Annotated in this window: 19 protein-coding genes, 2 tRNA genes and 1 pseudogene; 8 read left to right on the top strand and 14 right to left on the bottom strand. The window is 48.6% G+C overall.

Annotated features, from left to right (window positions below; translation table 11 throughout):
• Positions 1-177 precede the first annotated feature (177 nt).
• The gene (locus OGX91_RS21480) at positions 178-984 is read right to left on the bottom strand and encodes an AraC family transcriptional regulator (protein WP_095032951.1); all 807 of its coding nucleotides are present in this window, start codon (positions 982-984) and stop codon (positions 178-180) included.
• Positions 985-1,060: 76 nt separating this feature from the next.
• Between OGX91_RS21480 and OGX91_RS21485 the strand changes: the two genes are divergently transcribed.
• The 4 genes from OGX91_RS21485 to OGX91_RS21500 all read left to right on the top strand — a co-directional run bounded on the left by OGX91_RS21485 (position 1,061) and on the right by OGX91_RS21500 (position 4,634).
• Positions 1,061-3,100 carry an FUSC family protein gene (locus OGX91_RS21485; protein ID WP_502873382.1) on the top strand — a complete coding sequence of 680 codons (2,040 nt, stop codon included), beginning with the start codon at positions 1,061-1,063 and terminating at the stop codon, positions 3,098-3,100.
• Positions 3,090-3,305, top strand: a complete 216-nt coding sequence (locus OGX91_RS21490) for a DUF1656 domain-containing protein (RefSeq protein ID WP_004899298.1) — start codon at positions 3,090-3,092, stop codon at positions 3,303-3,305. The genes OGX91_RS21485 and OGX91_RS21490 overlap by 11 nt, the downstream gene beginning before the upstream one ends.
• Positions 3,302-4,165 carry an efflux RND transporter periplasmic adaptor subunit gene (locus OGX91_RS21495; RefSeq protein ID WP_004899294.1) on the top strand — a complete coding sequence of 288 codons (864 nt, stop codon included), beginning with the start codon at positions 3,302-3,304 and terminating at the stop codon, positions 4,163-4,165. Before OGX91_RS21490 ends, OGX91_RS21495 begins: the two co-directional genes overlap by 4 nt.
• A gap of 112 nt (positions 4,166-4,277) precedes the next feature.
• A complete protein-coding gene (locus tag OGX91_RS21500) occupies positions 4,278-4,634 on the top strand; it encodes a helix-turn-helix domain-containing protein (RefSeq protein ID WP_059476402.1) in 357 nt (118 codons plus the stop codon).
• A 573-nt stretch (positions 4,635-5,207) separates the two neighbouring features.
• Here the strand turns inward: OGX91_RS21500 and OGX91_RS21505 are convergent.
• Positions 5,208-6,126 (bottom strand): annotated as a pseudogene (locus OGX91_RS21505) (hypothetical protein).
• Positions 6,127-6,358: 232 nt separating this feature from the next.
• A complete protein-coding gene (locus tag OGX91_RS21510) occupies positions 6,359-7,165 on the bottom strand; it encodes an SDR family NAD(P)-dependent oxidoreductase (protein ID WP_016530710.1) in 807 nt (268 codons plus the stop codon).
• 172 nt (positions 7,166-7,337) lie between these two features.
• Between OGX91_RS21510 and OGX91_RS21515 the strand changes: the two genes are divergently transcribed.
• Positions 7,338-8,525, top strand: a complete 1,188-nt coding sequence (locus OGX91_RS21515) for an MFS transporter (protein ID WP_049082432.1) — start codon at positions 7,338-7,340, stop codon at positions 8,523-8,525.
• Here OGX91_RS21515 and OGX91_RS21520 read toward each other — a convergent pair.
• From OGX91_RS21520 to OGX91_RS21530, 3 genes are all read right to left on the bottom strand, one after another.
• A complete protein-coding gene (locus tag OGX91_RS21520; RefSeq protein ID WP_286627278.1) occupies positions 8,502-11,276 on the bottom strand; it encodes an ATP-binding protein in 2,775 nt (924 codons plus the stop codon). The genes OGX91_RS21515 and OGX91_RS21520 overlap by 24 nt on opposite strands.
• 235 nt (positions 11,277-11,511) lie before the next feature.
• Entirely contained in the window at positions 11,512-12,369 is an 858-nt protein-coding gene (locus OGX91_RS21525) for a DMT family transporter (RefSeq protein ID WP_286627279.1), read from the bottom strand.
• Positions 12,369-13,253, bottom strand: coding sequence for a MurR/RpiR family transcriptional regulator (locus OGX91_RS21530; protein ID WP_286627280.1), 885 nt, complete (start codon positions 13,251-13,253; stop codon positions 12,369-12,371). The genes OGX91_RS21525 and OGX91_RS21530 overlap by 1 nt, the downstream gene beginning before the upstream one ends.
• A gap of 76 nt (positions 13,254-13,329) precedes the next feature.
• On the opposite strand from OGX91_RS21530, the gene OGX91_RS21535 reads away from it, so the two are divergent.
• Positions 13,330-14,226, top strand: coding sequence for an oxidoreductase (locus tag OGX91_RS21535; RefSeq protein ID WP_032936819.1), 897 nt, complete (start codon positions 13,330-13,332; stop codon positions 14,224-14,226).
• 11 nt (positions 14,227-14,237) lie between these two features.
• Positions 14,238-14,960 carry a sulfite exporter TauE/SafE family protein gene (locus OGX91_RS21540; RefSeq protein WP_286627281.1) on the top strand — a complete coding sequence of 241 codons (723 nt, stop codon included), beginning with the start codon at positions 14,238-14,240 and terminating at the stop codon, positions 14,958-14,960.
• 149 nt (positions 14,961-15,109) lie between these two features.
• On the opposite strand, the gene OGX91_RS21545 is transcribed toward OGX91_RS21540, so the two are convergent.
• The 3 genes from OGX91_RS21545 to mtfA form a co-directional block, all read right to left on the bottom strand.
• Complete coding sequence (locus OGX91_RS21545; protein WP_004899245.1) at positions 15,110-16,378, bottom strand: tyrosine-type recombinase/integrase; 1,269 nt, start codon at positions 16,376-16,378, stop codon at positions 15,110-15,112.
• Between the two features lie 161 nt (positions 16,379-16,539).
• Positions 16,540-16,615: transfer RNA gene (locus OGX91_RS21550), tRNA-Asn, on the bottom strand.
• 99 nt (positions 16,616-16,714) lie between these two features.
• Positions 16,715-17,512, bottom strand: coding sequence for a DgsA anti-repressor MtfA (mtfA, locus tag OGX91_RS21555; protein ID WP_005127779.1), 798 nt, complete (start codon positions 17,510-17,512; stop codon positions 16,715-16,717).
• Positions 17,513-17,605: 93 nt separating this feature from the next.
• Between mtfA and OGX91_RS21560 the strand changes: the two genes are divergently transcribed.
• Positions 17,606-17,695 (top strand) — tRNA-Ser (locus OGX91_RS21560).
• Positions 17,696-17,761: 66 nt separating this feature from the next.
• Here the strand turns inward: OGX91_RS21560 and OGX91_RS21565 are convergent.
• The 5 genes from OGX91_RS21565 to OGX91_RS21585 form a co-directional block, all read right to left on the bottom strand.
• On the bottom strand, positions 17,762-18,805 hold the full coding sequence (locus OGX91_RS21565; RefSeq protein ID WP_086523796.1) for a tyrosine-type recombinase/integrase: 1,044 nt from the start codon (positions 18,803-18,805) through the stop codon (positions 17,762-17,764).
• Positions 18,780-19,022: a DUF4224 domain-containing protein gene (locus OGX91_RS21570; RefSeq protein WP_072041425.1), complete on the bottom strand. Its 243-nt coding sequence runs from the start codon at positions 19,020-19,022 to the stop codon at positions 18,780-18,782. Before OGX91_RS21570 ends, OGX91_RS21565 begins: the two co-directional genes overlap by 26 nt.
• 70 nt (positions 19,023-19,092) lie before the next feature.
• Positions 19,093-21,564 (bottom strand): 3'-5' exonuclease, encoded by a 2,472-nt coding sequence (locus tag OGX91_RS21575; RefSeq protein WP_286627282.1) that lies wholly within the window; start codon positions 21,562-21,564, stop codon positions 19,093-19,095.
• Between the two features lie 141 nt (positions 21,565-21,705).
• Entirely contained in the window at positions 21,706-22,044 is a 339-nt protein-coding gene (locus OGX91_RS21580) for an RrF2 family transcriptional regulator (RefSeq protein WP_249415483.1), read from the bottom strand.
• Complete coding sequence (locus OGX91_RS21585) at positions 22,044-22,382, bottom strand: hypothetical protein (RefSeq protein WP_286627284.1); 339 nt, start codon at positions 22,380-22,382, stop codon at positions 22,044-22,046. Before OGX91_RS21585 ends, OGX91_RS21580 begins: the two co-directional genes overlap by 1 nt.
• Positions 22,383-22,432: the final 50 nt, after the last annotated feature.

Raw genomic sequence — 22,432 nt, forward strand, 5'->3', positions numbered from 1 at the left:
CGATCCAACAGATATAATAAAGTCCTTTGATTCTTGTTATCGTTAAGGCGGCTGAGGCAATATAGTCTTGGCTGGAGGTTCCATGCCGTAAAGATTCTGTAGTGTGATCCCCCGCACAGGGAGACGGATATGGCAGCTCTATGACTCACCTCTGGTTTCTTGGAAAACCTGATGTCGCTAAATATCGGTTAAGTGTGCGCTTGTTTTCCGTTCGGCAAAATAGTGTGCGGGTGTACTGCCCATGGTTTTTTTGAACATGGTGATAAACGCATTAACCGATTCATACCCCAGATTAGCCGCAACATTCTGAACCGAAACGCCGCTAGCCAGTTCCCGGAGAGCAATTATCAGTTGCAGTTGCTGACGCCAGCGTCCGAACGTCAACCCGGTTTCGCGCAGCATTAAACGCGCGAGAGAACGCTCGCTAAGCGCCAGTCTTTTTGCCCATGTTTTGAATGTGCTTCGGTCATCAGGTTGACTGACCAGAGCATCGGCCATGGCGCGGATTTTAGGATGCGACGACACAGGGAGGCTCAGTTTCTGCTGAGGCATGGTGGCTAATTCATCAAGTGTTACTCTGGTCAGTCTGGCTAGATGGCTTTCTGGTGGGTATCCGATGCCCTCGTGGGTTAAACGGGCAATGAGTTCTTTGATCAGACCAGAAATGGCCAGAGTGCAGCATCGCTCCGGCAGCTCGGCGGCTCCAGGCTCGATAAAAAGATAGTTGAGATGCGCATTCCAAGTAGCTTTTGCGCTGTGCGGCACTCCCCCAGGGATCCAGACGGCACAATCAGGCGGCACGATCCAGATATCATTTTCGGCGCGACAAATGACCGCTCCATAGAGGGCAATAATCAATTGCCCTTTGCGGTGCGTATGCACAGGCACTTCGGCCGCGTAATCGACAAAATCTAAATGACGCGCGACTGCGGGGCAGGAGGTGGTATCCGGATCGAACAGCGTATTGGCAAGTGGGGGTAACATAGATTGGCAACATTTAGGTATTTTTTGACAGAATAGAGTATTTAAGTGGGTATGCAAGCCGGTAATAATTTCCGGCATGAAAAAATTAACGCGAGTTACTTTCATTTTTTTACACACGATATGCCATCGTCTTCACGGTATGGCTTCTCCTTCACTACTGAATGATGCGAACGCTCTGCTCTATTCGGCGAAGAGTTTTACCGCTGCGATGCTCGCATACTATATTGCATTATCAATTGGCCTGGAGCGGCCTTCCTGGGCAATTATCACCGTATATATTGTTTCCCAAACCTCCGTCGGAGCATCGCTAAGCAGAAGTTTGTATCGTCTGGTGGGAACGGTTATTGGCGCTGGCATGACGGTATTAATTGTACCCACGTTCGTGAATTCCCCCGTATCTTGCAGCGTGATACTGGCAGGCTGGATTACATTCTGCCTCTATTTGTCCTTGCTGGAACGTACGCCCCGGGCCTATGGTTTTGTCCTTGCTGGTTACACTGCGAGTCTGATTGGCTTCCCTGCTGTATCCGATCCTGGCGCGATTTTTGACATCGCTATCACTCGGGTACAGGAAATCATGATCGGTATCTTCTGCGCGGCACTTATTCATCGCTATGTATTGCCCGCGCGCATCTCAGGCCAGTTCAACAGTAAATTATCGCAGACGCTGCTCGCGGCGCGACAGCGTATCGCAGAGACTTTAACAGGCAAACCCGATCCTGTTTCCTCGCCGCTGCATATGGCACTGGCATTGCAGTTCCTGCAGGGCATCAGCCATCATATCCCTTATGATTTTGCGTTCTCTGTACCGGTCCGGCAAGCGAGAAAAAGGCTTCATGACAGGCTTGCGCGATTAGTCATTGTTAACTGTGAGTTACGTGACCGTTTAGCGCTGATAGCGAAGATACCTTTCGATGTGCAAATTTTAATGGATGATGTTGAGGTCTGGCTGGCCTGCAAAGATGAAGGAAAATTTAAAAGCGAGGGGGAAGCGCTCAAAAAACGCAGTGAAAAATTACTGCAGCGCTATGTCGTACATGAGTTGACGTTTGTAGAAGCACTGCATGTAAGTTTTATGCGCTACCTGACAGAGGCCATTGTCCTCGTGCAGCAGTGCTATCGTCTTTCGGATGCCATTCATCACGCGAATCAGATGCCTGCGCACTCAGAAATGAATACCGTGAAAGGGTATGTATTCCACCGCGATCCTCTTACTGCTGCCCGCACCGCATTGGGCGCTTTCACCATCATTTTGAGCGGCTGCATGGTGTGGATTTTCTCGGCATGGCCTGATGGCGGTACGGCAGTATCTATCCTTGGCGTTTGTTGCACACTGTTTGGCAGCTTCGATACGCCTGCCCCGCATATTGTGAAATACATCATTGGTTCCCTCTGGGGAGTTGTGATAAGCCTGATTTACAGCTTCGTTCTCCTACCGCAAGTCAGTGATTTTATCGTGCTGGTAGTAGTTCTAGCTCCGGTATATCTGCTTGCCGGATCGCTCCAGGCAAGGCCGCCCACCACGTTTATGGCGATGGGGATCACACTGACGCTGCCTATTTTGTGCGAGCTGGGTGCTCATTACAGCGGGGATTTTGCCCTGGCGGTGAATACCTCTATCGCATTATTTTCTGCAACTGGCTTTGCGGTATTCAGCATGGGCTTTCTGCAGACTGTGCAGGCAGATGCGGCAATAAATCGCCTGCTTAAATTATGCCAGCGCGATATTAACCGCAGCGTGAAAGGTGTGTTGAATACTGATGAAACTCTCTGGATCAACCTGATGATCGATCGGGCTGCGTTGATACTGCCACGTTTGCCGCGCAGCGGACAGTCATCAGAACAGGCATTGAATCATCTTTTGCACACCCTGCGTATAGGCCTGTGTGTAATGCGATTACGCCGATGGGATGCGCATGCAGACAAAGAAATAAAAGAGGTTCTCAATTGTCTTACACACTCGACAGATATTAACACCTTACTTGAACGGATTGTCAGCCTGACTGAGCGTAGCCTGTCCGTAGCAGATGAACTATCGCGGCATCATGTTAATCAACTGGTTGATCTGTACTGCGCATTAAGCACTCAGGAAATGGAGCCTGTCGATGATCAATGATTTCAATATTGAGGGCGTTTTTGTACCCGGTCTACTGTTAATTTCCCTCGTCGCGCTCACCTGTACGCTATTACTCGTGCAGCTTTTCTCGCTAAGCAAGGGTTACCGTCGCTTGCCGTTTCGCCCGATGATCGATTTTTCCATCTTTATTATTACTTTTTACCTGTTGTTGCAGGGACTGACCGAACTGGGGTTTTTAAAATGAAATCGTTACTTTCTCTACTGGGCCGCTATTTGCTGACGCTCAGCGCTGTGGCGGTTGCTACGCTTTTGGCTTTTATTCTCTGGAAACATTATGTGCAAACCCCCTGGACCCGCGATGGTCGGGTTCGTGCGGATGTGGTCCAGATTGCGCCGGATGTCTCTGGACCGGTTCTGAATGTGGCCGTCCGCGATAATCAGTGGGTTAATCGGGGCGATGTGCTCTATTCCATTGACCCGCACTGGTTGAGGTTGGCAGTGGTCAGCGCCCAGGCTGATGTTGAGGCGAAACGTCATGAAATGCTGATGCGCCAGGATGCGGCGAGGCGACGCTCTCAGATTAAAGGGGTGATTTCCAGCGAGGATTTACAACAAACAGCCAGCGCAGCCAGCGTCGCTGCGGCTAATTACCACGGTGCACTGGCTGCGCTGGACCTTGCAGAGCTTAACTTATCGCATGCTATTGTTCGGTCACCGGTTACGGGCTATGTCACACATTTGCGGCTTCGCCCTGGTGACTATGCCACAGCGGGAGAAACTAAAGTTTCCATCATTGATGCCAATAGTTTTTGGGTGGTTGGCTATTTTGAAGAGACTAAGTTGCAACATATCCGCACGGGAAATACTGCACACATTACGCTGATGGGATTTAAGCCGGTGATCACGGGTCATGTTGAGAGTATCGGACGCGGAATAGATGATAACAATGACGAGACCGGGGGGCTTGGCCTGCCTAATGTCGAGCCAACCTTTAGCTGGGTGCGGCTCGCGCAGCGTATCCCGGTTCGGATTCATATTGACAGATTGCCGGAGGGAGTTGAATTGGTGGCTGGACTGTCTGCGAGTATATCCATCACACCATAATAAAAAGTATGGTTTCTATTGAGGATTTATGCAGAACTTAGGGATTGTCAGCTCTTGATCTATATGCCTGATGAAAATGTATTTCTAGTAGAGTAATTCTAAGGTTTCGGTTATGAAAAACAGAAAAGATTTTGTAAATAACTTAATTATCTGGATAAACAAAAATATAGAGATGCCACTAAAAATTGATGATGTGGCTATCAGGTCCGGATATTCAAAATGGCATTTGCAGAGACTGTTTTTTTCTGAAACAGGGCAGAGCCTGGGAGGTTTTATCAGAGAGAAAAAATTATGTCTTATTTTAGAGGCTGTTATCACAACAAATGAACCTTTGATAAACATCGCGATGCGATTTGGCTTTGACTCTCAGCAATCATTAACTCGGGCATTCCGAAAAAGATATAATGTCCCACCACACCGGTATAGAAAAAATGCCGTCAATATTAAAAATAACTCTTCCTGGGGGTAAGGTAATTACCCGTATCATAAGGATGAGTTTTTAAATCCTTAGTAAGTATCTGGATTATGGGTGGGGTTCATCTTGTAATAATGGTCTTAGTACCTCTGTTATAGATTTTTGAAGAAAATAAAAATTCTCATTTATTTCATTGTAAATGAACTTAAGGCTTTCTGTGCAATATGTTTTTTTCATGCTTTTGCATGTGTAAGGTATCGGTAAGTACAGTCTGATTCATTAATTGGAATATAATTACGAACCCATGTATGTATTTAATAGTTGGATGAGCTAAGGTTAATCTATTTTGTGGATTTTGGATTCGAGCGAACCTATGCAATTCGACTAAACCCTCCTTTAATAAGGAGTGGCTTTAATGTATATGCGTGGTTGCGAGCATTTAAGTACTGTTTTGCTTTTACTTTTCTAATGCTTGATAATTGATGATATGTATTGATACCAGTAGTACAGAAATACAATGTCCCTTGAGGTGACAAGGAAAAAAGAGTCAAAAAAACTAATTATGTCCGTATTACTGATTTTAGAGTCCTTAATACGGACATTTGGGTTTGGTAAAATTCACTTGCGTCAATCAGACATTGATGTGGGGGAACCGCGTACGAGTGCAGTTTTTAACGTATCACCACTGAGCTTGTCGGTAATGCCTTCGTCAGATGCCCATTGTTCGAAAATAGATAGTAGTTTGTACGGTTTACTAATTAATGGACGGATGACTTCATTGTTTTTACAGGCCAGCCAGAAAAAACGAGATAGTGGTGTTGATATTCGCGTTGCAGATAATGGGGGCACTCTGCTATTGGTTATGATGTCAATGACTTTATCAAGTTCAGCATGTCGAATAACAAACCAGGCATCCCGAGGTAAAATATGAGCCGGGAAATACTCTTTCCCCAGGTAATTATTTATCCTCTTTGAGAATATCTCTTTATGTACATATGGTGAAATGTTTTTAGGGAGTTGCATAATTTTTTGTGTTATTCTTTCTTCCCATGTCATTTTATCGAATAGTTGAAATGGTTCTCCTTGTAAGCTAACTGTTATGCCATGATTAAAATCAATAGCTCCTGTTACAGGTAATGGTATTTTAAGAGATTGGGAAAGTAATTTTTGTACTAGAACATATTCATATCCAATCAATAGAGTGTCAATCACTCTCTCTGTGGGAATGATATATTTGCCAGTAGTGCTAACAATAAAATTATGTCCTTCAATAAACGCTTTTTTGTCAAGAAGACATAAACGATTTATTGATGACATATCACATGGTCTGAGCCTTACTTTGTAGCTCGATCTCTGTATTTTTCGTAATGTAATTGGCGACTGAAAGTAAATAGAGAGATGAATGCTGCCATGTAATGCATGCCTGTAAATGTCACTTTTTTTTAATTTTCAGTCCTTTTTTATTTATCACTTCGACTGCTTCACGGATAGTCAGCCAGTCAGGCGAACTATAGTTTGTATTTGATAGTGTTTGTTTTTTTGACATAGTGGTTTGCCTCTATTTCTATTTTTTAAAAAATACCATGAATTTTCCAGTGAAATTAATTTCATGGTGCGGGATCTATTACGTTATAATATTTGGATTATATTGATACGGGGCTTCTTAGCGTTTCAGCCCCCCATATCCGGCCTCATATTTCGCAGTGATTGAAAAGAAGAACAAATATCAGGTTAAACTAATTCAATTCTCAAACATTATTTAAGTTGAATGGAAGACATTACATAAATCTGTCTGCTCCGCCTGATGCTTCAATTGTCTGTCCAGTAACAAACTGATTCCTCCCAGAAAGTAGGAACGTAGCAATTGCAGCAATATCTTCAGGAAGTCCAAAGCGGCCCACAGGCGTTTTCTCTTTACCCAGTAATGCCATTACCTCTTCGTCTGTTCTGTCAGCCAGTTCAGGACGACGATTGCGAACATTCGGTAGCATGTTCTGCGCCCAGTTATCCGTCGCGACAGCACCCACTCCGATCGCATTGACCAGAATGCCATCCGGAGCCACGCTAAGTGCTAAACTACGGGTCAGGTTGTTGATAGCGGCGCTCAGTGCGTGTGAGACGGTAAGTTGCGGATTAGGGTAGATACCGCCAATGGATGAGATATTGACAATACGCCCCCAGTTTCGTCTCTGCATCCCGGGGATGATTACCTTACAAAAACGTCGCATGGCGGAGAATTTGGTCTCAGTCATTATCTGCCAGTCTTCTTCCGAAGTGGTTAACAGCGTGCCCGCATGGGCTCTTCCGGCATTGTTCACCAGTAAATCAATACGCTGAAAAACTTTTTCCGCTTGTTCAACCACTAAAGAAGGTAGTTTGGGATCAGTCACATCCCCGGCAATAGGCAGCACCGAAACACCGTATTTCTCTGAAATTTTTTTCGCAGCAAGAATCAGCTCAGGTTCTCGTCTGGCCACCATGACTAAATGCACACCATTCACGGCCAATTCTTCACAAATGCTGAAACCAATTCCGGTATGGGCTCCAGTTACCAGAGCCACTTTTCCAGTCAGTTTTAAATCCATTTGTTGCTCCTCAAGTTAAGCACAGTCAATAACATGAGCAGTATTAGTAACAAATCTCTTTTTCAGGAGCTTGTGCATCAGAATTCAGATGTCTGAAAAAAGCGGTCAAAGAGTTGGGTGTCGCCTTTGCTTATACTCCAGACAATATTGAGTTTAGTGCCAGGAGTGGTCAATGCGTTCGGACAATCACGAGCTTTCTTCTACCAGGATTCTTATGCTGGGGATTATTTGTTGTATTGTTGTGGCTAATATTTATTTTAATCAATCTGTCCTGAATTTAATTGCCGGATCATTTCCCAATGAATGGGGAGCTGTTTCTTTGATCCCCATGGTCACCCAAGTAGGCTATGCGGTGGGCTTATTCTTTCTGATCCCCCTGGGCGATTATATTGAACGTCAGCGGCTTATCCTGCGTCAAGCGCAGGTGCTTTTCCTGGCAATGATCGGCATGATGTTATCCCCAACGGCGACAGTGTTGGTGTTCTTCTCCTTCCTTACCGGGATGGCTGCAACAGTAGCTCAACAGATAGTGCCGCTTGCCGCCTCGCTCTCAAGAACTTCTGCACGAGGTAAAACCGTTGGTACGGTGATGAGCGGTGTCCTGGCAGGTATCCTTGCTGGCCGGGCTATCGGAGGCCTTATTGGTCAGTATTTCGGCTGGCGTGGCGTCTTTTTATCCGGCGCGATCATGACATTGCTGGCTATATTTTTCATCTTACGCATTTTGCCTACTCAGTCGTTGTCAACGCCAAAGTTTAACTATCTGGCGGTATTACGTTCATTAGGACTGCTGTGGAAAAACGAGCCGCAGGTGCGTGGTGCAACTCTTACACAAGCAATGCTGTTTGCCTCCTTCAGCGTGCTGTGGACCGTGCTCCCTTTCTGGTTAGCTCATCGCTACGATTACGGTGCAGGGATAACCGGCGCCCTAGCTGCTTTGGGGTTAATCGGTATTCTGTGTGCGCCTCTGGCGGGAAGTTTCAGCGATCGTCAGGGACCATTCCGAATGGTTGTTTTTGGTGTGATACTCATGCTGCTAGCCTGGACTGTTTTTTGGAGATGGAACAGTATTGTGGGTATGGTGGTGGGCATTCTACTACTGGATGCGGGTGAGCAATGTGTACTGATAGCTAATCAGCACACGATTTATTCTTTGCGTCCGGATGCCAGAAACCGTCTTAATACATTATTTATGTGCGTTATGTTTATTGGCGGAGCATGTGGCTCACTGACTGCCACCTGGTTATGGGAGACAACTCATAGCTGGGCGCTGATTTCTTCAGCAGGGGGCGGACTCGTGATCATGGGGATGTTGATAGCCGTAAAACGTAAATATTCAGGCCCCTATTCGGGCACATAGCGCAATAGCACTTCTTACATCCGTCGCATTGTCTGAGTCATCAACATCATGTAAAGCGTCCTGTATCAATTGTTTAGCAGCCCATTTTTCCCCGGCTTCAGCCTGCAATGTCGCCAATGAATAAGCAATACGGAGGGCCCAGCCATGAGCCTGTTGCTGACGCGCTTTGTCCAGGGCCTTCTCCAACAGCAGGCGTTGCTTCCGAGGAGGTAATTGAGTGGCTGAAAGACGCATCAGCTCAGGCGTGCACCAGTTTTCATGATCCTGGCGGGTGGCTCTCAGCGATAACCCGGTATCAATTTCTGACAACAAGGGTGAATATTGCCAATCTAATCCCATCGCCCGCAACGAGCTAAACAGTGTGGTTTGACTAACATCGGTATGACTGAACTGTTTGGCCCAAACAAGAAACAGCTCGCCGTATGTCTTCCAGAAATATAAATCATGCCTTTTTGCCAGATGAATAAGCCAGTTTGCGGCCTTTATAACCCAACGCGGATTACGATCCAGTGCTGCTGTCATACAAGCGCCTTCAGCCAGTGCACAGCAAAGAGAACAGACATGCTGCAAACGAGCGGCTTTTTTAACACCGCGCCATGCCATCTGTTTCGCGGCCTTATACTCACCCTGTAACCAGAGTAAACGAGACAGAAAGGCCTGACCGGCGCTCTCTTGATCAAGACCAAAACGGAAAGAGTGGCTTAATTCACCATGTTCATACCAATCAAGAGATTGCTGGAGATAATCACGCCCGACATCATGACGGCCCAAAAAATGCAGGGATACACCGAGAATACGCAGCCCGGTTGCCATCGCCTCCTCGTCGGTAATGGACCGTGCTAGCTCGCACATAGATTGCGCATGCTCAAGCGCTTTATCCAACTCGCCAGTACGCAGATAATACAACCATAATCCGTAATGTGCCTGTAAACGTATTTCTTTGTCGTCGAGCTTTTCTGCAATTGTCAGCGCGGTTTTCCAGGCTGAATGTGTTTCAGGCGTAGGGCCTTTTGCCCAGGTTGACGCCTTACCTGCTACAGCGCTGAGATTCATTCTCTGGCGTAGCGTTAATACTACCTGCGAAGTATTTTCATAAAGCAGAGGATAAATATGGCGCTGACATTCATCGTATAGTGAATATTCAATCCAAAAAGGGGTCATCGCTTGTAATATCTTAAGCCCCTTAGAAGGATCGGCCCCCTCAGTCAACGTTTGCTGTAATACACTCCGCAAATCATTAAGCATATGGCTATAACGTTCACGCCACTGTCCCGTTGGCAGCATAAACCAATCACCTTGGGCCTCTTCTACCAGAACTTTATAATAACCGGCAAAACGGGCCTCAAGAACAGTATATTCACCCTGTTGCCTGAGTTTATCGCATGCGAACTGGCGCATGGTTTCCAGCAGGCGGAAACGGGTCTCTGGTACCTGAGTACTGACCTGAATCAAGGATAAAGCCAGTAATCTTTGCAGATCGTCAACAACCTGCCAGCGATGCTTGTCTTTAATCAGCAGAAGGTCGCTTACTGATTTCACACTGAACATATCGGTATAGATCCCCAGAGAGCAAAATAATCGTTGTTCACGTGTGTTGAGCAACTGATAAGTCCACTCCAGCGCGGTCAGTATTTTCTGATGTCTGGGCTCCAGAGATCTGTGCGTATTGCTCAATAGCTGGAAACGGTCTTCCAGTCGGCTATAGATCTCTTTGACACTCATGACTGGCAGACGGGAGGCCGCAAGTTCAATCGCCAACGGCAAACCGTCAAGATGACGGCATAACTCGCCAATCAAAGACAGTTCGCTGGCTGATGGATGGTAATCATGTCGATTTGCCTGCCCGCGTTCGATAAAGAGGCGGACACTGGAAAAATTCAGTAACTCGTGGGTATCAGCCTCTTCGCTCTCAGGAACTTGTAATGGTGGTAGTAGATATTGTTGCTCGCCGGCAACCTGCAACGCTACCTGGCTGGTCAACAACAGTTTGATATGGGGAGCCAGGTGCAGGAGCAACGTAATCATTGGTTCAAGTTCATTAATTACATGTTCACAGTTATCAATCAGCAGTAAACATCGACGCCGTGCAAGCTGTTGCCGTGAATTGGCATCATTATGAATGGCAGCTAATGGAAGATGGAGCGCTTGTGAAATAACGGATAGCAAGCTGGATGCTTCGGTGATATGAGCCAGTTCAGCCACACATATTCCATCAGGAAAATGCGTGTGTGTAAGACTGACGACTTCCCATGCCAGACGAGTCTTACCCACGCCCCCTGAGCCTGTAATCGTCACCAGACGGTATTGATCCAATAAGGCGCATAATTCCTGCACAGCTTTATCACGCCCCAGAATCGACGCTAGAAAAGGGGTAATAGCGGGCTCAGGTATTTTTGATTTAGAGAGCGGTTCAGTTGGCGATTTGTTGATATTAAAGCGATAACCACAACCAAATTCAGTAACCAGTAGATGGCGGTCATGTCCCAGTATGCGGCGTATAGCTGAAATTTGTGCCTGAAGATTATTTTCTTCGACGATTTCATTTCCCCACACTTGCGTAAGTAAAGATTCTTTACTTACGGCTTTACCTCTGGCACTCACCAGAACAACCAGAACATCAAAAGCTCTGGCAGAAATTCTTACTGGCTTACCCCGATGTAACAGAATCCTTAGCTGTGGCCAGATTTGCCAGTCAGCAAAGTGAATCTCATCAATTGATATCATAGTGTTGAGATCTTCTGTTTTGAGCATCACGAACTCTCGCTATGGAGTAAGCCATTTCTAACGAAAGCGGTTATCAGAATCAGGCTACATGTTGAATGTGTTGCATCGGAGTATCACTATTCAATACCACTTTTACCGTTAATGATTATAAAGCCAATAGTGCTATGTGGCATAGCTTTGCGATCAAACTGGTGATGAAAACTGAACTTCGACGAACGATCCACGCTGACAATAAGACGACGATTGGCATCCAACGAAGCGATCAAAGGCTAATTATTGCGATGCCGGTCAGCACCACCACTGCACCGGCAATCCGGCGTGCCAGATGATTTTCACGAAACAGCCAGTACGAAAGAAGGGAGCCGACAATAATGGATGTTTCCCTGAGAGGAGCGACGAGTGCCAGTGGCATGCTCTGCATGGCTGTCAGTACAAGGATGTAGGCAAGGGGAGAGCATACAGCAATGATAAGGATTGGGATGATATCCACACGTACAGCAGTTGGAATGCGATTTCGTCGCCGCATCGCACCAGGGGTAAGAATCACACTCTGTAGCAGGAGTGTGCTGGCGTAGTAGCGCACTGGATCCAGGTGCAGAGAGATTACCGAATAACCGTCCCAGAGTGTATAGCCAGCGATGGCGGTGCCTGTCGCTGCCCCCCAAAGCATTCCCTGTAGTGGTCGGCTTCCGCTCCTGAACGGATTGCCGGTGACAACAAAAATACCAGCGATAACGATAAAAGCGCCGAGTAAAGCGCCTGGTGAAAGCCGTTCTCCCATGAGAAGGGTTGCAAACAGTATCGTCAGAACCGGTCCACTTCCCCGGGCAATCGGATAAACAACACCCAGTTCGGCGCGCTCGTAGCCAGCCTGCAAGATTAGAGAATAAGCGATATGAAGTGCAGACGAGATAACTGCGCCGACAGCGAGTCTCCAGTCGAGTTCCTGTTGTCCCTCAACTATCAGAATGAGGCTGAACGGGACCCACAGCAATGCTGAGGCACAGCTGTACGCCCAGACGAACACAAGAGTGTCTTCCCTCTTGTATTTTGAGGCTATATTCCATACTGCATGAGCTACCGCAGTAGTAAGAATCATTGCTACCGTGCTGAACTGCATCAGGACATATCGGGCAAATCAATACCCGCCCGTTCAGCCCGGCGACTTTGTTCTTTATCCCGCAGAGTGAGAGCAGCGACCAGCGTATCAATAACGACGAGCTGGGCCATTCGACTCCCGGCAGCGGCCATCTGTGCCGGGAGTGGCATTCCGCCAACAACGAGCGAAACGTTGGCGAGTGTCGCCAGTGGGTTATCGTACTGGTTAGTTATTGCAATAAGCGATGCTCCTGCCGAGGATGCGGCATCAGCGATGGAGAGTGTGGATGATGTGCGCCCTGTTGAACTGACGACGATGATGACATCGCCTGGACCGAGTAGACGAGCAGCAATCATCGCTGATAAATAATCCTGGATACTGACGGTTATCACACCCGCCGTCCGCAAACGAAAGACCGCATCAGCGGCAACCGTCGCAGAGGGACCAGCACCAAATGCAAATACCTGGCGTGCGCTCTGGATTAAATCGACCGCCTCATCAAGTGCGGAGATTTCGATAGCACCGCTGAGCGCAGTCAGTGCGTCTACACCAGCACGAATTGATGTTTCCAGCACTGATGCCAGCGTCGCATCCGCTGTAAGAACTTCAGGCGGGGCAAAGAATTGGGCAGTGCCACGAGCCCGGGCAATCTCTATCTTAAGTTCAGTGAACCCGGTGAACCCGATCGCTCGTGCAGCGCGTATTACTGTCGGCGGTGATACACCAGCACGGGTGGCAACCTGTGCTGCCGTGCTTGTACCGACAAATAAAGGATCGACAAGCAGGAGATCGACAACTTTAGCCTCACTTGCAGCGAGGTCGCCGCTTCGGGCGTGAATGCTGCCAAGCCATTGCTGTAACCGCTGCTCACCTTCTGAAATTTTATTACCATTTTCTTTATTCATATGTAATATATTACATGTCCTTTGGGAAGGGCACAACCACCACGTAATTAGATTCTGTTGCAAGGAGTCCGCATTCATGAACACTGAAATCAATACAGTTGTTGCTGTTTTAGGTCCAGGTGCCATCGGCACAACAGTCGCGGCGGCGTTACACGAAGTCGGCCGCACACCATTGCTGTGTGGACGTACTCCCCGCGATCGCCTGACCTTGCAAGATGGCAACCGCTTTATCACCGTACCCGGTCCGGTACAGACGAATCCGGCACAAATCACTCGCACGGTTGATCTTATCTTTCTGGCAGTCAAGTCCACACAAATCGACGCGGCAGCAGAATGGCTCAGGGCGTTGACTGGCCCGGAGACGGTTATATGCGTGCTCCAGAATGGGGTCGAACAGTTGGACAGGCTCGCTACGTACTCTCTGCCCGGACAGATCGTTCCCGCTGTCGTGTGGTTCCCTGCGCAAGCGCAGTCCGATGGCTCGGTACGCTTGCGTGGTGAGGCGCGCCTCAGCGTGCCAGACGCACCAGCTTCCCGTGTAGTGGCCGCAGCGCTGCAAGGCACGTGGTGCTCCGTAGATCTGGCCGCGAATTTCAGCTCCCTGGCCTGGCGCAAGCTGATGCAGAATGCGGTGGCTGGACTCATGGCACTCACGCACCGCCGCTCAGGCATGTTTGGCCGTGCTGATATCGCCAGGCTTACGCTGGCTTATCTGCAGGAATGCCTGGCCGTGGCACGTGCAGAGGGCGCTGAACTCGGAGACGAAGTGCCGCAGGAGATCCTCGATAAGTTCCGGGCAGCTCCTGCAGACATGAGCACCTCCATCCTCACGGATCGAGAAGCTGGCCGACCGCTTGAATGGGATATCCGCAACGGCGTCATTGCGCGTCGCGGCCGGGTTCACAGCATTCCAACGCCGATCAGCGACATCCTGGTACCGCTTCTTGCGGCTGCGAGCGATGGCCCTGGTTGATCTTAAAGCCGATGATTGCACTCTTACTTCTCTTCTTCGTCGCTCTCGGTGCCGGAGTACTCAGCGGTGTCGTCGGCACTGGCTCGTCGTTAATCATGCTGCCCGTCCTCGTAGCCACGTACGGGCCACGGATTGCTGTGCCTGTTATGGCGATCGCCTCCCTTTTCGGCAACATCGGACGGGTGATTGTCTGGTGGCATGAGATTCGTTGGCGACCGGTGTTTGCCTATTCGTTGGCGGGAGTTCCTGCGGCTGTTCTCGGGGCGCACACGTTACTTACGATTTCTCCTGGCACAGTGGAGGTATTCCTGGCAGCTTTCTTCCTTGCGATGATCCCGCTGCGCCGTCTCATCAGACGATCGAACCTCCACTTGAATCTCTGGCACATGAGTTTGGCCGGGGCGATTGTCGGGTTTATGACCGGATTCGTGCTGTCCACCGGGCCGCTCAGCGTGCCGGTATTTACCGGGTACGGAATGAGTGGAGGCGTATTTTTGGGATCAGAGGCGGCAAGCGCAATCCTGCTCTACGCTGGCAAGCTAGCTACGTTCGGTATATCGGGCGCACTCGCGCAGCCTGTCCTCACACATGGACTTGCCATCGGCATCGCATTGTTCGTCGGTTCGATAATTGCGAAACGTCTCGTCCAGAAACTCCAGACGCATACGTTCGAGCTTCTCATTGATGCCGTTCTCGTCGCTGGGGCAGTAGGGATGATCCTTGCTCTCAAATGAAATGGCACGCCAGGGCTGACGGCGCAAGCGTGTTGTTGCTGTGTAACAGCTTTCTACAGGCAGCGACGGGTCGGGGTGGAGGGGTTGGCAAGCCATCAGAAATGAATAAAGCCGTACCAGGGTATGCTGATACAGCTTTTTGTTATTGGTCATGCAGCTTCGTTGTTTTTATCCCGCCCTGTGTTAAAAGGTGGTACGTATGCGACCCGGCATGTATCGATATAATCTGACCACCACTGCATCATCGCCTTGCGGGCTTCCAGATGCTCAGCCTTATGAATGTAAGCCAGACGCACGGTGTTGCGCTCCTGGTGACTCATCTGGCGTTCCACTGCATCTTGCGACCATAAGCCAGACTCCATCAGGGCACTGCATGCCATTGCCCGAAAGCCATGTCCGCAGATGTCCTGTTTCGTGTCGAATCCCATAAGGCGCAGTGCTTTATTAACCGCGTTTTCGCACATCGGCCTGTACGGGTTATGGTCGCCGGGGAAGACCAGTTCGTAAGCCCCGGATATTTCCTTAATCCGTTTCAGAATAGCTATAGCCTGCTGTGAGAGGGGCACGATATGAGCAGTGCGCATTTTTGCACCGCGCCCTGAATAACGCACACCCACAATGGCTTCGCGTGTGGCGGGTATCGTCCAGATTCTGTTTATGAAATCAATTTCTGACCAGCGTGCAAAGCGCAGCTCACTGGAGCGAATGAACAGATGCAGCGTCAGCAGGACAGCAAGCCGGGTCAGTTCACGGCCCTGATGATATGCTTCAATGTGTTCAATCAATTCAGGCAGCCGCTCCAGCGGCAGGGCGGGATAGTGGTGTCTCATGGGGGGAGCCGTCACGCCATCAAGATTTGCTGCCGGGTTGGTGTCGATAAATCCCTGATGGACCGCATGGCGCATGATGTTACTGAGGTGCTGCCGCGTGCGGGACGCGACTTCCAGCAGGCCCTTTTCCTCAATACCTTTCAGCAGGTCAATGAAATGATGGGGTTTAAGCTCCGTGACGGACAGATGACCAATTACAGGAAAGATATGGTTGTTCATGCTGGCAAGCAGACGGTCAGCGGTGTTCTGCGACCACTTTTTATTGTTTTTATGCCATGCCAGCGCCACTGTTTTAAACACCTTCTCTGGTGTGCAGGCTCTGCGTTCAGAAGCCCTCTGCTGTGCCGGATTGATGTTCAGCGCCAGCATCTTACGGATACCTTCGCGCTGCTGGCGGGCATCAGACAGGGAGACGGCAGGATAGGCACCCAGTGCAATGCGGGATTCTTTGCCGTTTATACGATATTTAAGATACCAGTGACGTGAGCCGCCTGGTTTGATAAGAAGGTACAGACCGTTAGAATCAGAAACTTTGAAGGGTTTTGCGGATGGTTTTAAGTTGCGGATTTTTGAGTCGTTAAGGGACATTTGGGGGTCACTCCGTCATCGAACTAACCTGACCCCAGATTTGACCACCAATTTTTCCCGATGCGGAGGGTAAAATCAAAATGCACCGGGAAGAGTTTTCACGCTAACCTCTTGAATCAATATCAGATAAGGATTCGCAAAGATGCATGCAAACAGGAAATTGGCTCCTCTGACTGGACTCGAACCAGTGACATACGGATTAACAGTCCGCCGTTCTACCGACTGAACTACAGAGGAATCGTGTGAACGAGGCGCATATTACTGACCTCATCATGACGTGTCAATAGTAAAATTAATACGTCATATCAATTGGTTAATTAATCTTCAAATTCAGTATTAATGTACATTTGATGAGCGAAAATGGTCTTCTTCCTGGCTATCGCGCAACCGAAGCATTGGATTCTGGCGATAGAACTGGAAAAAACGTTGCCACAATGCCGGAAAACGTGGTGCAAATAACTCGGGGGCGCTGAAGAAATACTCGGATAATACCGCAAAGCATTCTGCAGGATCGGTTGCTGCGTAGGCATCTATACTGCAGGCTGTTTCACCCACCAGATCGATTTCATCCTGGATGTTGTTCATAGCTGCATGGAGATCGTGCTCCCAGTTTGCAATTTCCCTCAGCGGGATAGCCGGAACGCCGCTGGCGCGATCGCCATTACGCATATCAAGTTTATGTGCCACTTCGTGAATAATCAGGTTAAAGCCGGAAGCATCGAAGGAATCCTGGATATCAAGCCAGTTCAGGATCACCGGACCCTGTTGCCAGCTTTGGCCTGACTGAATAATCCGTTGATTGTGCACCAGCCCAATATCATCTTCCCATTCGTCATCCACAACAAACGGAGCAGGGTAAATGAGGACTTCATGAAAACCATCGAGCCATTCGATGCCTAATTCCAGAACAGGCAAACAGAAAAGCAGAGCAATACGTGCACTTTTCAGTGCGTCCAGTTCAAATCCTTGTAGCGCAACCAATCTTTTTTGCTGTAAAAAACGCTCAGCCTGGGCAATAAGCCTGGCTTGTTCTTGTTCAGTAAGATTCACCAGAAGAGGAATTGCCAGGGCATCATCCCAGGGCCAGTCATCATTCCGGGCTGTTTCTTGCTCTTTCCAGGGCCACTTAATCATCGTTTTGCTCGCAAACTCGTCACTTGAACGAAATTGACGGAACTGGGTCTGTTAAAATGCCAAATTACCTGGCATCATGGCAACCACCAGAACGGAGAGATGCCAGAGCGGCTGAATGGACCGGTCTCGAAAACCGGAGTAGGGGCAACTCTACCGGGGGTTCAAATCCCCCTCTCTCCGCCACTATTCAAACACTTAGCTCAATTCCTTTCAACGACTCATGTCACACTTGGTATAGTGTTGGTATATTCACTTGGTATAAAACTCGCCATCATCATCTTCTGATTTGCCCAAGACTGGAAGATCCAATGTGGGAGAAATTTTCACTTTTCTGTCATAAACCACAACCTGGCTTTCAGTTTTGTGACCTGAGAATAGTTGTTTATCCTTACTCGAGCCTTCGTAATCAGATATTCCCTTGGCTTTGAGATCATGAAAAGTACACGGCAGTTTTCTATCTAGTTTTTTTCCTGCTGCTTCCCTTGCCGTTTCCCACAGATCATTAAACCCACTTTTCGAGTATTTAGTTTTTTTGCTGCTACAGATAACCGTTTCCTGCCCACCCAGAGTTTTTGCAAGTTCGATGGCGTTATGAAGCCGTTCAGTCCAGACTTTTATTTGTTTAGTCCCGGTCTTTCCCTGCTGGATAAAAATGCCTTCCTCGCTTACTTGCGACCATTTGAGAGAAAGTACATCGGAAACGCGAGCTGCGCATAAGTAAGATATCTCCATGCCAACCCGGAGAGCTGGTGCCGCCTCTTCATAAATTGCCTGATATTCTTCGTCTGTCACGTACACGTCACGGGCTTTTAAAGAGAACTTGCGCACTCCTTTGCACGGATTTCCTTTCACGTACCCTCGTTCATATCCCCATGAGAAAACACGCGACATCCCGCCGAGTTCCTGGTTTGCCTGGTTAATGCTGCGCTGGCCACGTTTATCCATATAGATCCTGACCATCTCAATTTTTATGTCATCTGCTCGCATATTCCCGAACACTGGGACCAGGTTTTTTTCATACGATCTGTAATCAGTCTGCGTCCGTGGAGCCAGTTCAGCAAAAGCTGGGCTACTGGTGAATAACTTCCATAATTTAGAAAATGTCATTACGTCTGAACGCTTGGCTTTCTCTTCCTCATAACGCGCCCATAGCCGGGACATACTTGTCCCGGTAATAGGTGCAAGAGTTACGCTTTGTTTTGTTCCTTTTGGCTTCCACACATAGCTATAACGGTTTTTAGTTACGCGTGGCGGGAGGTGCTTGTCTTTAGGATCTTTTCTTGGTCTGCCCATTGATTGCGTCGTAATTTGGCTCAAGTGCAACATATTCATCAACCTTAGGTAATTCAGAAACTCCGGGACCAATACTTCTGCGCAATACAATTGGGCGGTTCCGCCCATCAGTGGTGAACGGTATGCCGTGACACCGCAGCTGTCGCTGCTGGTGGGTGTAGCGCTGATAGCCAGTAATTTCTGCAATTTCCTGAGGAGACAGTGTAAGTTCGTGCATAGCTCATCTCTCTGATGGCCTGCCTGTAAAAACATACCAGGCAGGAACCATAAATTGTGAAATTAGAAAATCAGTTTGCGGTCAGACGTTTCCAGATTGCAGAGACGTATTTGACCTGATACCGGGCGTCAGAAAGTGCATTGTGCAAATCACCTTCAAACGGGATGTCGAAGCGCGGATTGATACCGACAGATTTACCCAGTTCAACCATGGTCCTTACGTCCCTGTCATTCCAGAACGGAACAGCGAAGGGCGTTTCTGTTAACACATACGCGCGGCGGAGAATGACGTTATCAAAAGAACAGCCATTACCCCATACCTGAACGGAGTGACTACCGTTAGCAGCATTTTCAGCAATAAAGTCGGCCAGAAGCTCAAGGACTTCGCGCAACCCCATGGCTCCATCAACAAGAATCGCAGAACGGGCTTCCGAAGATTGTTTTAACCACCACTGAATTGTCGAGGCATCCGGTTTCATGCCAAACGACATCGATGACTCTAGACTGACAACCTGGTAAAACTCGGCGCCAGTGTTACCAGTTGAAGGATCAAAAAATACAGCGCCGATAGAGACTATTGGGGCATCAGGACCGTTGCCCATGGTTTCCATATCAACCATCAGGTGAGTATAGAAAGCGTTCAGGGGATCCGTTTCAATATGGTGAACGGGTTCATTATTCAGGGAAGCTGACGCGTCACCAGTTGCATCAGTGCTTTTAACTGGCAAAAATGCTGTTTCGCTCTGAGACACTTCAGGATTAGCTTTGATTTCGTTGTTGTCAGTTTCTTCCATCTGCACATCGCTGGTGGCTTCCTCTGTATGGGTATGATGTAACTTATCCTCGACGGCGCGCTGGCGTACCTGGTCTACGACAGAAAGCGCTGGCGCTTGCTGGTTCCCCATCAGGCCATCGATGGAGAACACGCCGTTGCCCATGTTGGCGATTTCTGGTTGTTCGACTCCTGCCTTCTGTTCAGCTGTGACTTTCTCGTTAATCTCGTTTTCCCAGCTTTTTTCTGGCACGTGACCGGCTGCCGCCAGTGTTTCTTCAGTTGGGTGCTGGTGGTCGGTTTCAGTCAGGTTCGCGTTGATATAACCAGATAAGCGGCCCGGAAAATTATGATGCTCTGGATGACAATTCCGGATCAGGGCAAAAATCGCAGCGCGGGAATAATCCAGGATGCCAGCGCGTTTGCGCAGGGCATCGGACCACTCTTTGAACGGGCTTTCGTTTTTAGCAATGATCTCTTTTGCACGACGGAAAACGCCACCTGGGATATCGTAGATGTTGAAATCCATTGGAAGTGTGGCCAGCGCAATATCAATGTCCAGAGTGTCCAGCGTGTGGACAAGTTCCGGGTTGCGATCGGTCTTATTGCCTCCACCAGCGTTGGTTCCGGAATCAGTGCGCTGAATCTGCGACACACGATTGCCCTTACACCACTCTTTAACCAGCAATCCGCGGTCAATGTGTTCAGTACTGAACCAGGCCTTAAAGAACTGAATTACGGTAGACAGATCCACTCGTTTACCATCAACCGGGAAAATAGTTTTTAGCACGCTGACAATTTTCCAGATATCGATCTCTGGCGCTTTCTTGAATGGTTCTACATTCTCGGCGGCAAGCAGCAGATTTTGCACGTAGCTGTTATCCACATCCAGTTCAAGTTCCTGAATGGTTTTCTTCTGCTCAGTATCAATATGGTAAGCATATTCATCAGAAATAAACTGAGCTAAAAGGCGCTGGCGCAGCGGCAGAGTCGGAACGGTAATGAGTTCTGGCGTTACAGGTGGAACAGTTTGTTCATCACCCATAATTCGTGCTTTCTTATCGTTAACCCATTCCTGAACGGTAACAGTCCGTGCTTCTGGTTCCTCTATCCATTCGGTAATAAATTCCTCAAATGAAGCAACGGTATAGACCTGCTCACGGTCGAATACTTCTTTTATTGCGTTTGCCAGTTTCCACTCTACATGGGCAGAAAGTTCTTTCACCGCTGGTACATTCGCAACGGCTAGTAACAGGTTTTGTACATAGAGATCATTTTCGTCCAGTTCCATTTGTCCGATCTCGATGTGCCGCGCTTCACTGATTTCCTTCTCTTCAGCGTCATTTAACAGGTGCGCAATTAGTCGCTGAGACAGGCGCAGGCGAGATATGGGGCGGAGCTGCGCTGGTGCATTGCTGGTGGGTACATTGGCGTTGGTAGTTTCAGGTTTTTGCTGGCTGGAAGCTTCCAGATTTTCATCATCAGGCTTCTGTTTCAGTTGCCACGTTTGCTGGTCTTCTGCCAGTTCGTAACGATCACACCAAGTGTCATCAAGTGTGCTTTCCTCAGGAAGATCGTCAACAACAAACCAGTTGGTGCGGACTGGTAATTGATAGTCGGCACCACGACCGACGGCAATACCGTTATCTTCGAGAATATTGAGGATTTCACGTTCTGCACGGGAATCGGATTTCGCAGAGAACCAGCAAAACAGGTTTTTTGCCTCAGTTGCTTTCGCTTTGGCTTTAATAAGATACGCATACGTTAACATTGCGTTCGGGCTCCATTGGATTGTAAGATACCCGGCAGCTGATGATCGCCGCCTAAGGTAGTGGTTATTGGTCAAAACTCGTTCCGGAAAGCTTTGGTCGGCTGACCGGGTACTTAACCCGCCTTGCGCGGGTTTTGTGCTTTATGGGGTAGGGGATTTTCCCTGCACCAGCTGTGCGACGGGGACCCACTCCAGAGCATTCAGCACGGGTTCGAATGAATCAGGCGTGTGAGTAACGGCGCGAACGACGTCAGCCACGCTGGGGTTTGCTTTGCTAAGGTGGTACCCGCCACCAGCGCCACGCTGGCTGGTGACGATTTCACTGCTGCGCAGCTTCGAGAAAATCTGTTCGAGGTAAGACACAGACAGCTTTGATTCCTTACTGATAGATGCGATGGAAACAGGGCTGCCGTTGTAAATCCTGTTGAGGATGGCAACCACCTGAACAGATGCCACCACGCGTTTCATTCCAAACTCCATCATGCATCCTTTGCCGGTTCGCGACTGTATCCTGGGTTATCGTTTAAGGCGTCATTCAAAACCTGCATTGCCTCATTATGTGGGAGAGTCAGAGCAAGTTTGATCGCCGTTCCAAGAGCTTCAGCTGCACATTCAAACTTACGAGCGAGCCTGGCTGTTTCATCAACTTGTTCGCCCATCGCTTCCATTTCAAAGTTGTGCTCAGTCCAGACTTCATCCATCACATCGCTTTCAACTTCTTCGCGTAATGCTTCTTTTACTTCCAGAACAGGCAAAACTCCGATTAATGCTTCTGCTGGTGCGCTGCTGAAGCGCAATGCCAGATCGTTAGCTGACATAAAAACCTCCGGAAAAAAGCCCGCCACGGGACGGGCAAAGAACACTTTTC

The sequence above is a fragment of the Citrobacter sp. Cpa228 genome, from assembly GCF_030333085.1.
Lineage (GTDB): Bacteria > Pseudomonadota > Gammaproteobacteria > Enterobacterales > Enterobacteriaceae > Citrobacter > Citrobacter pasteurii.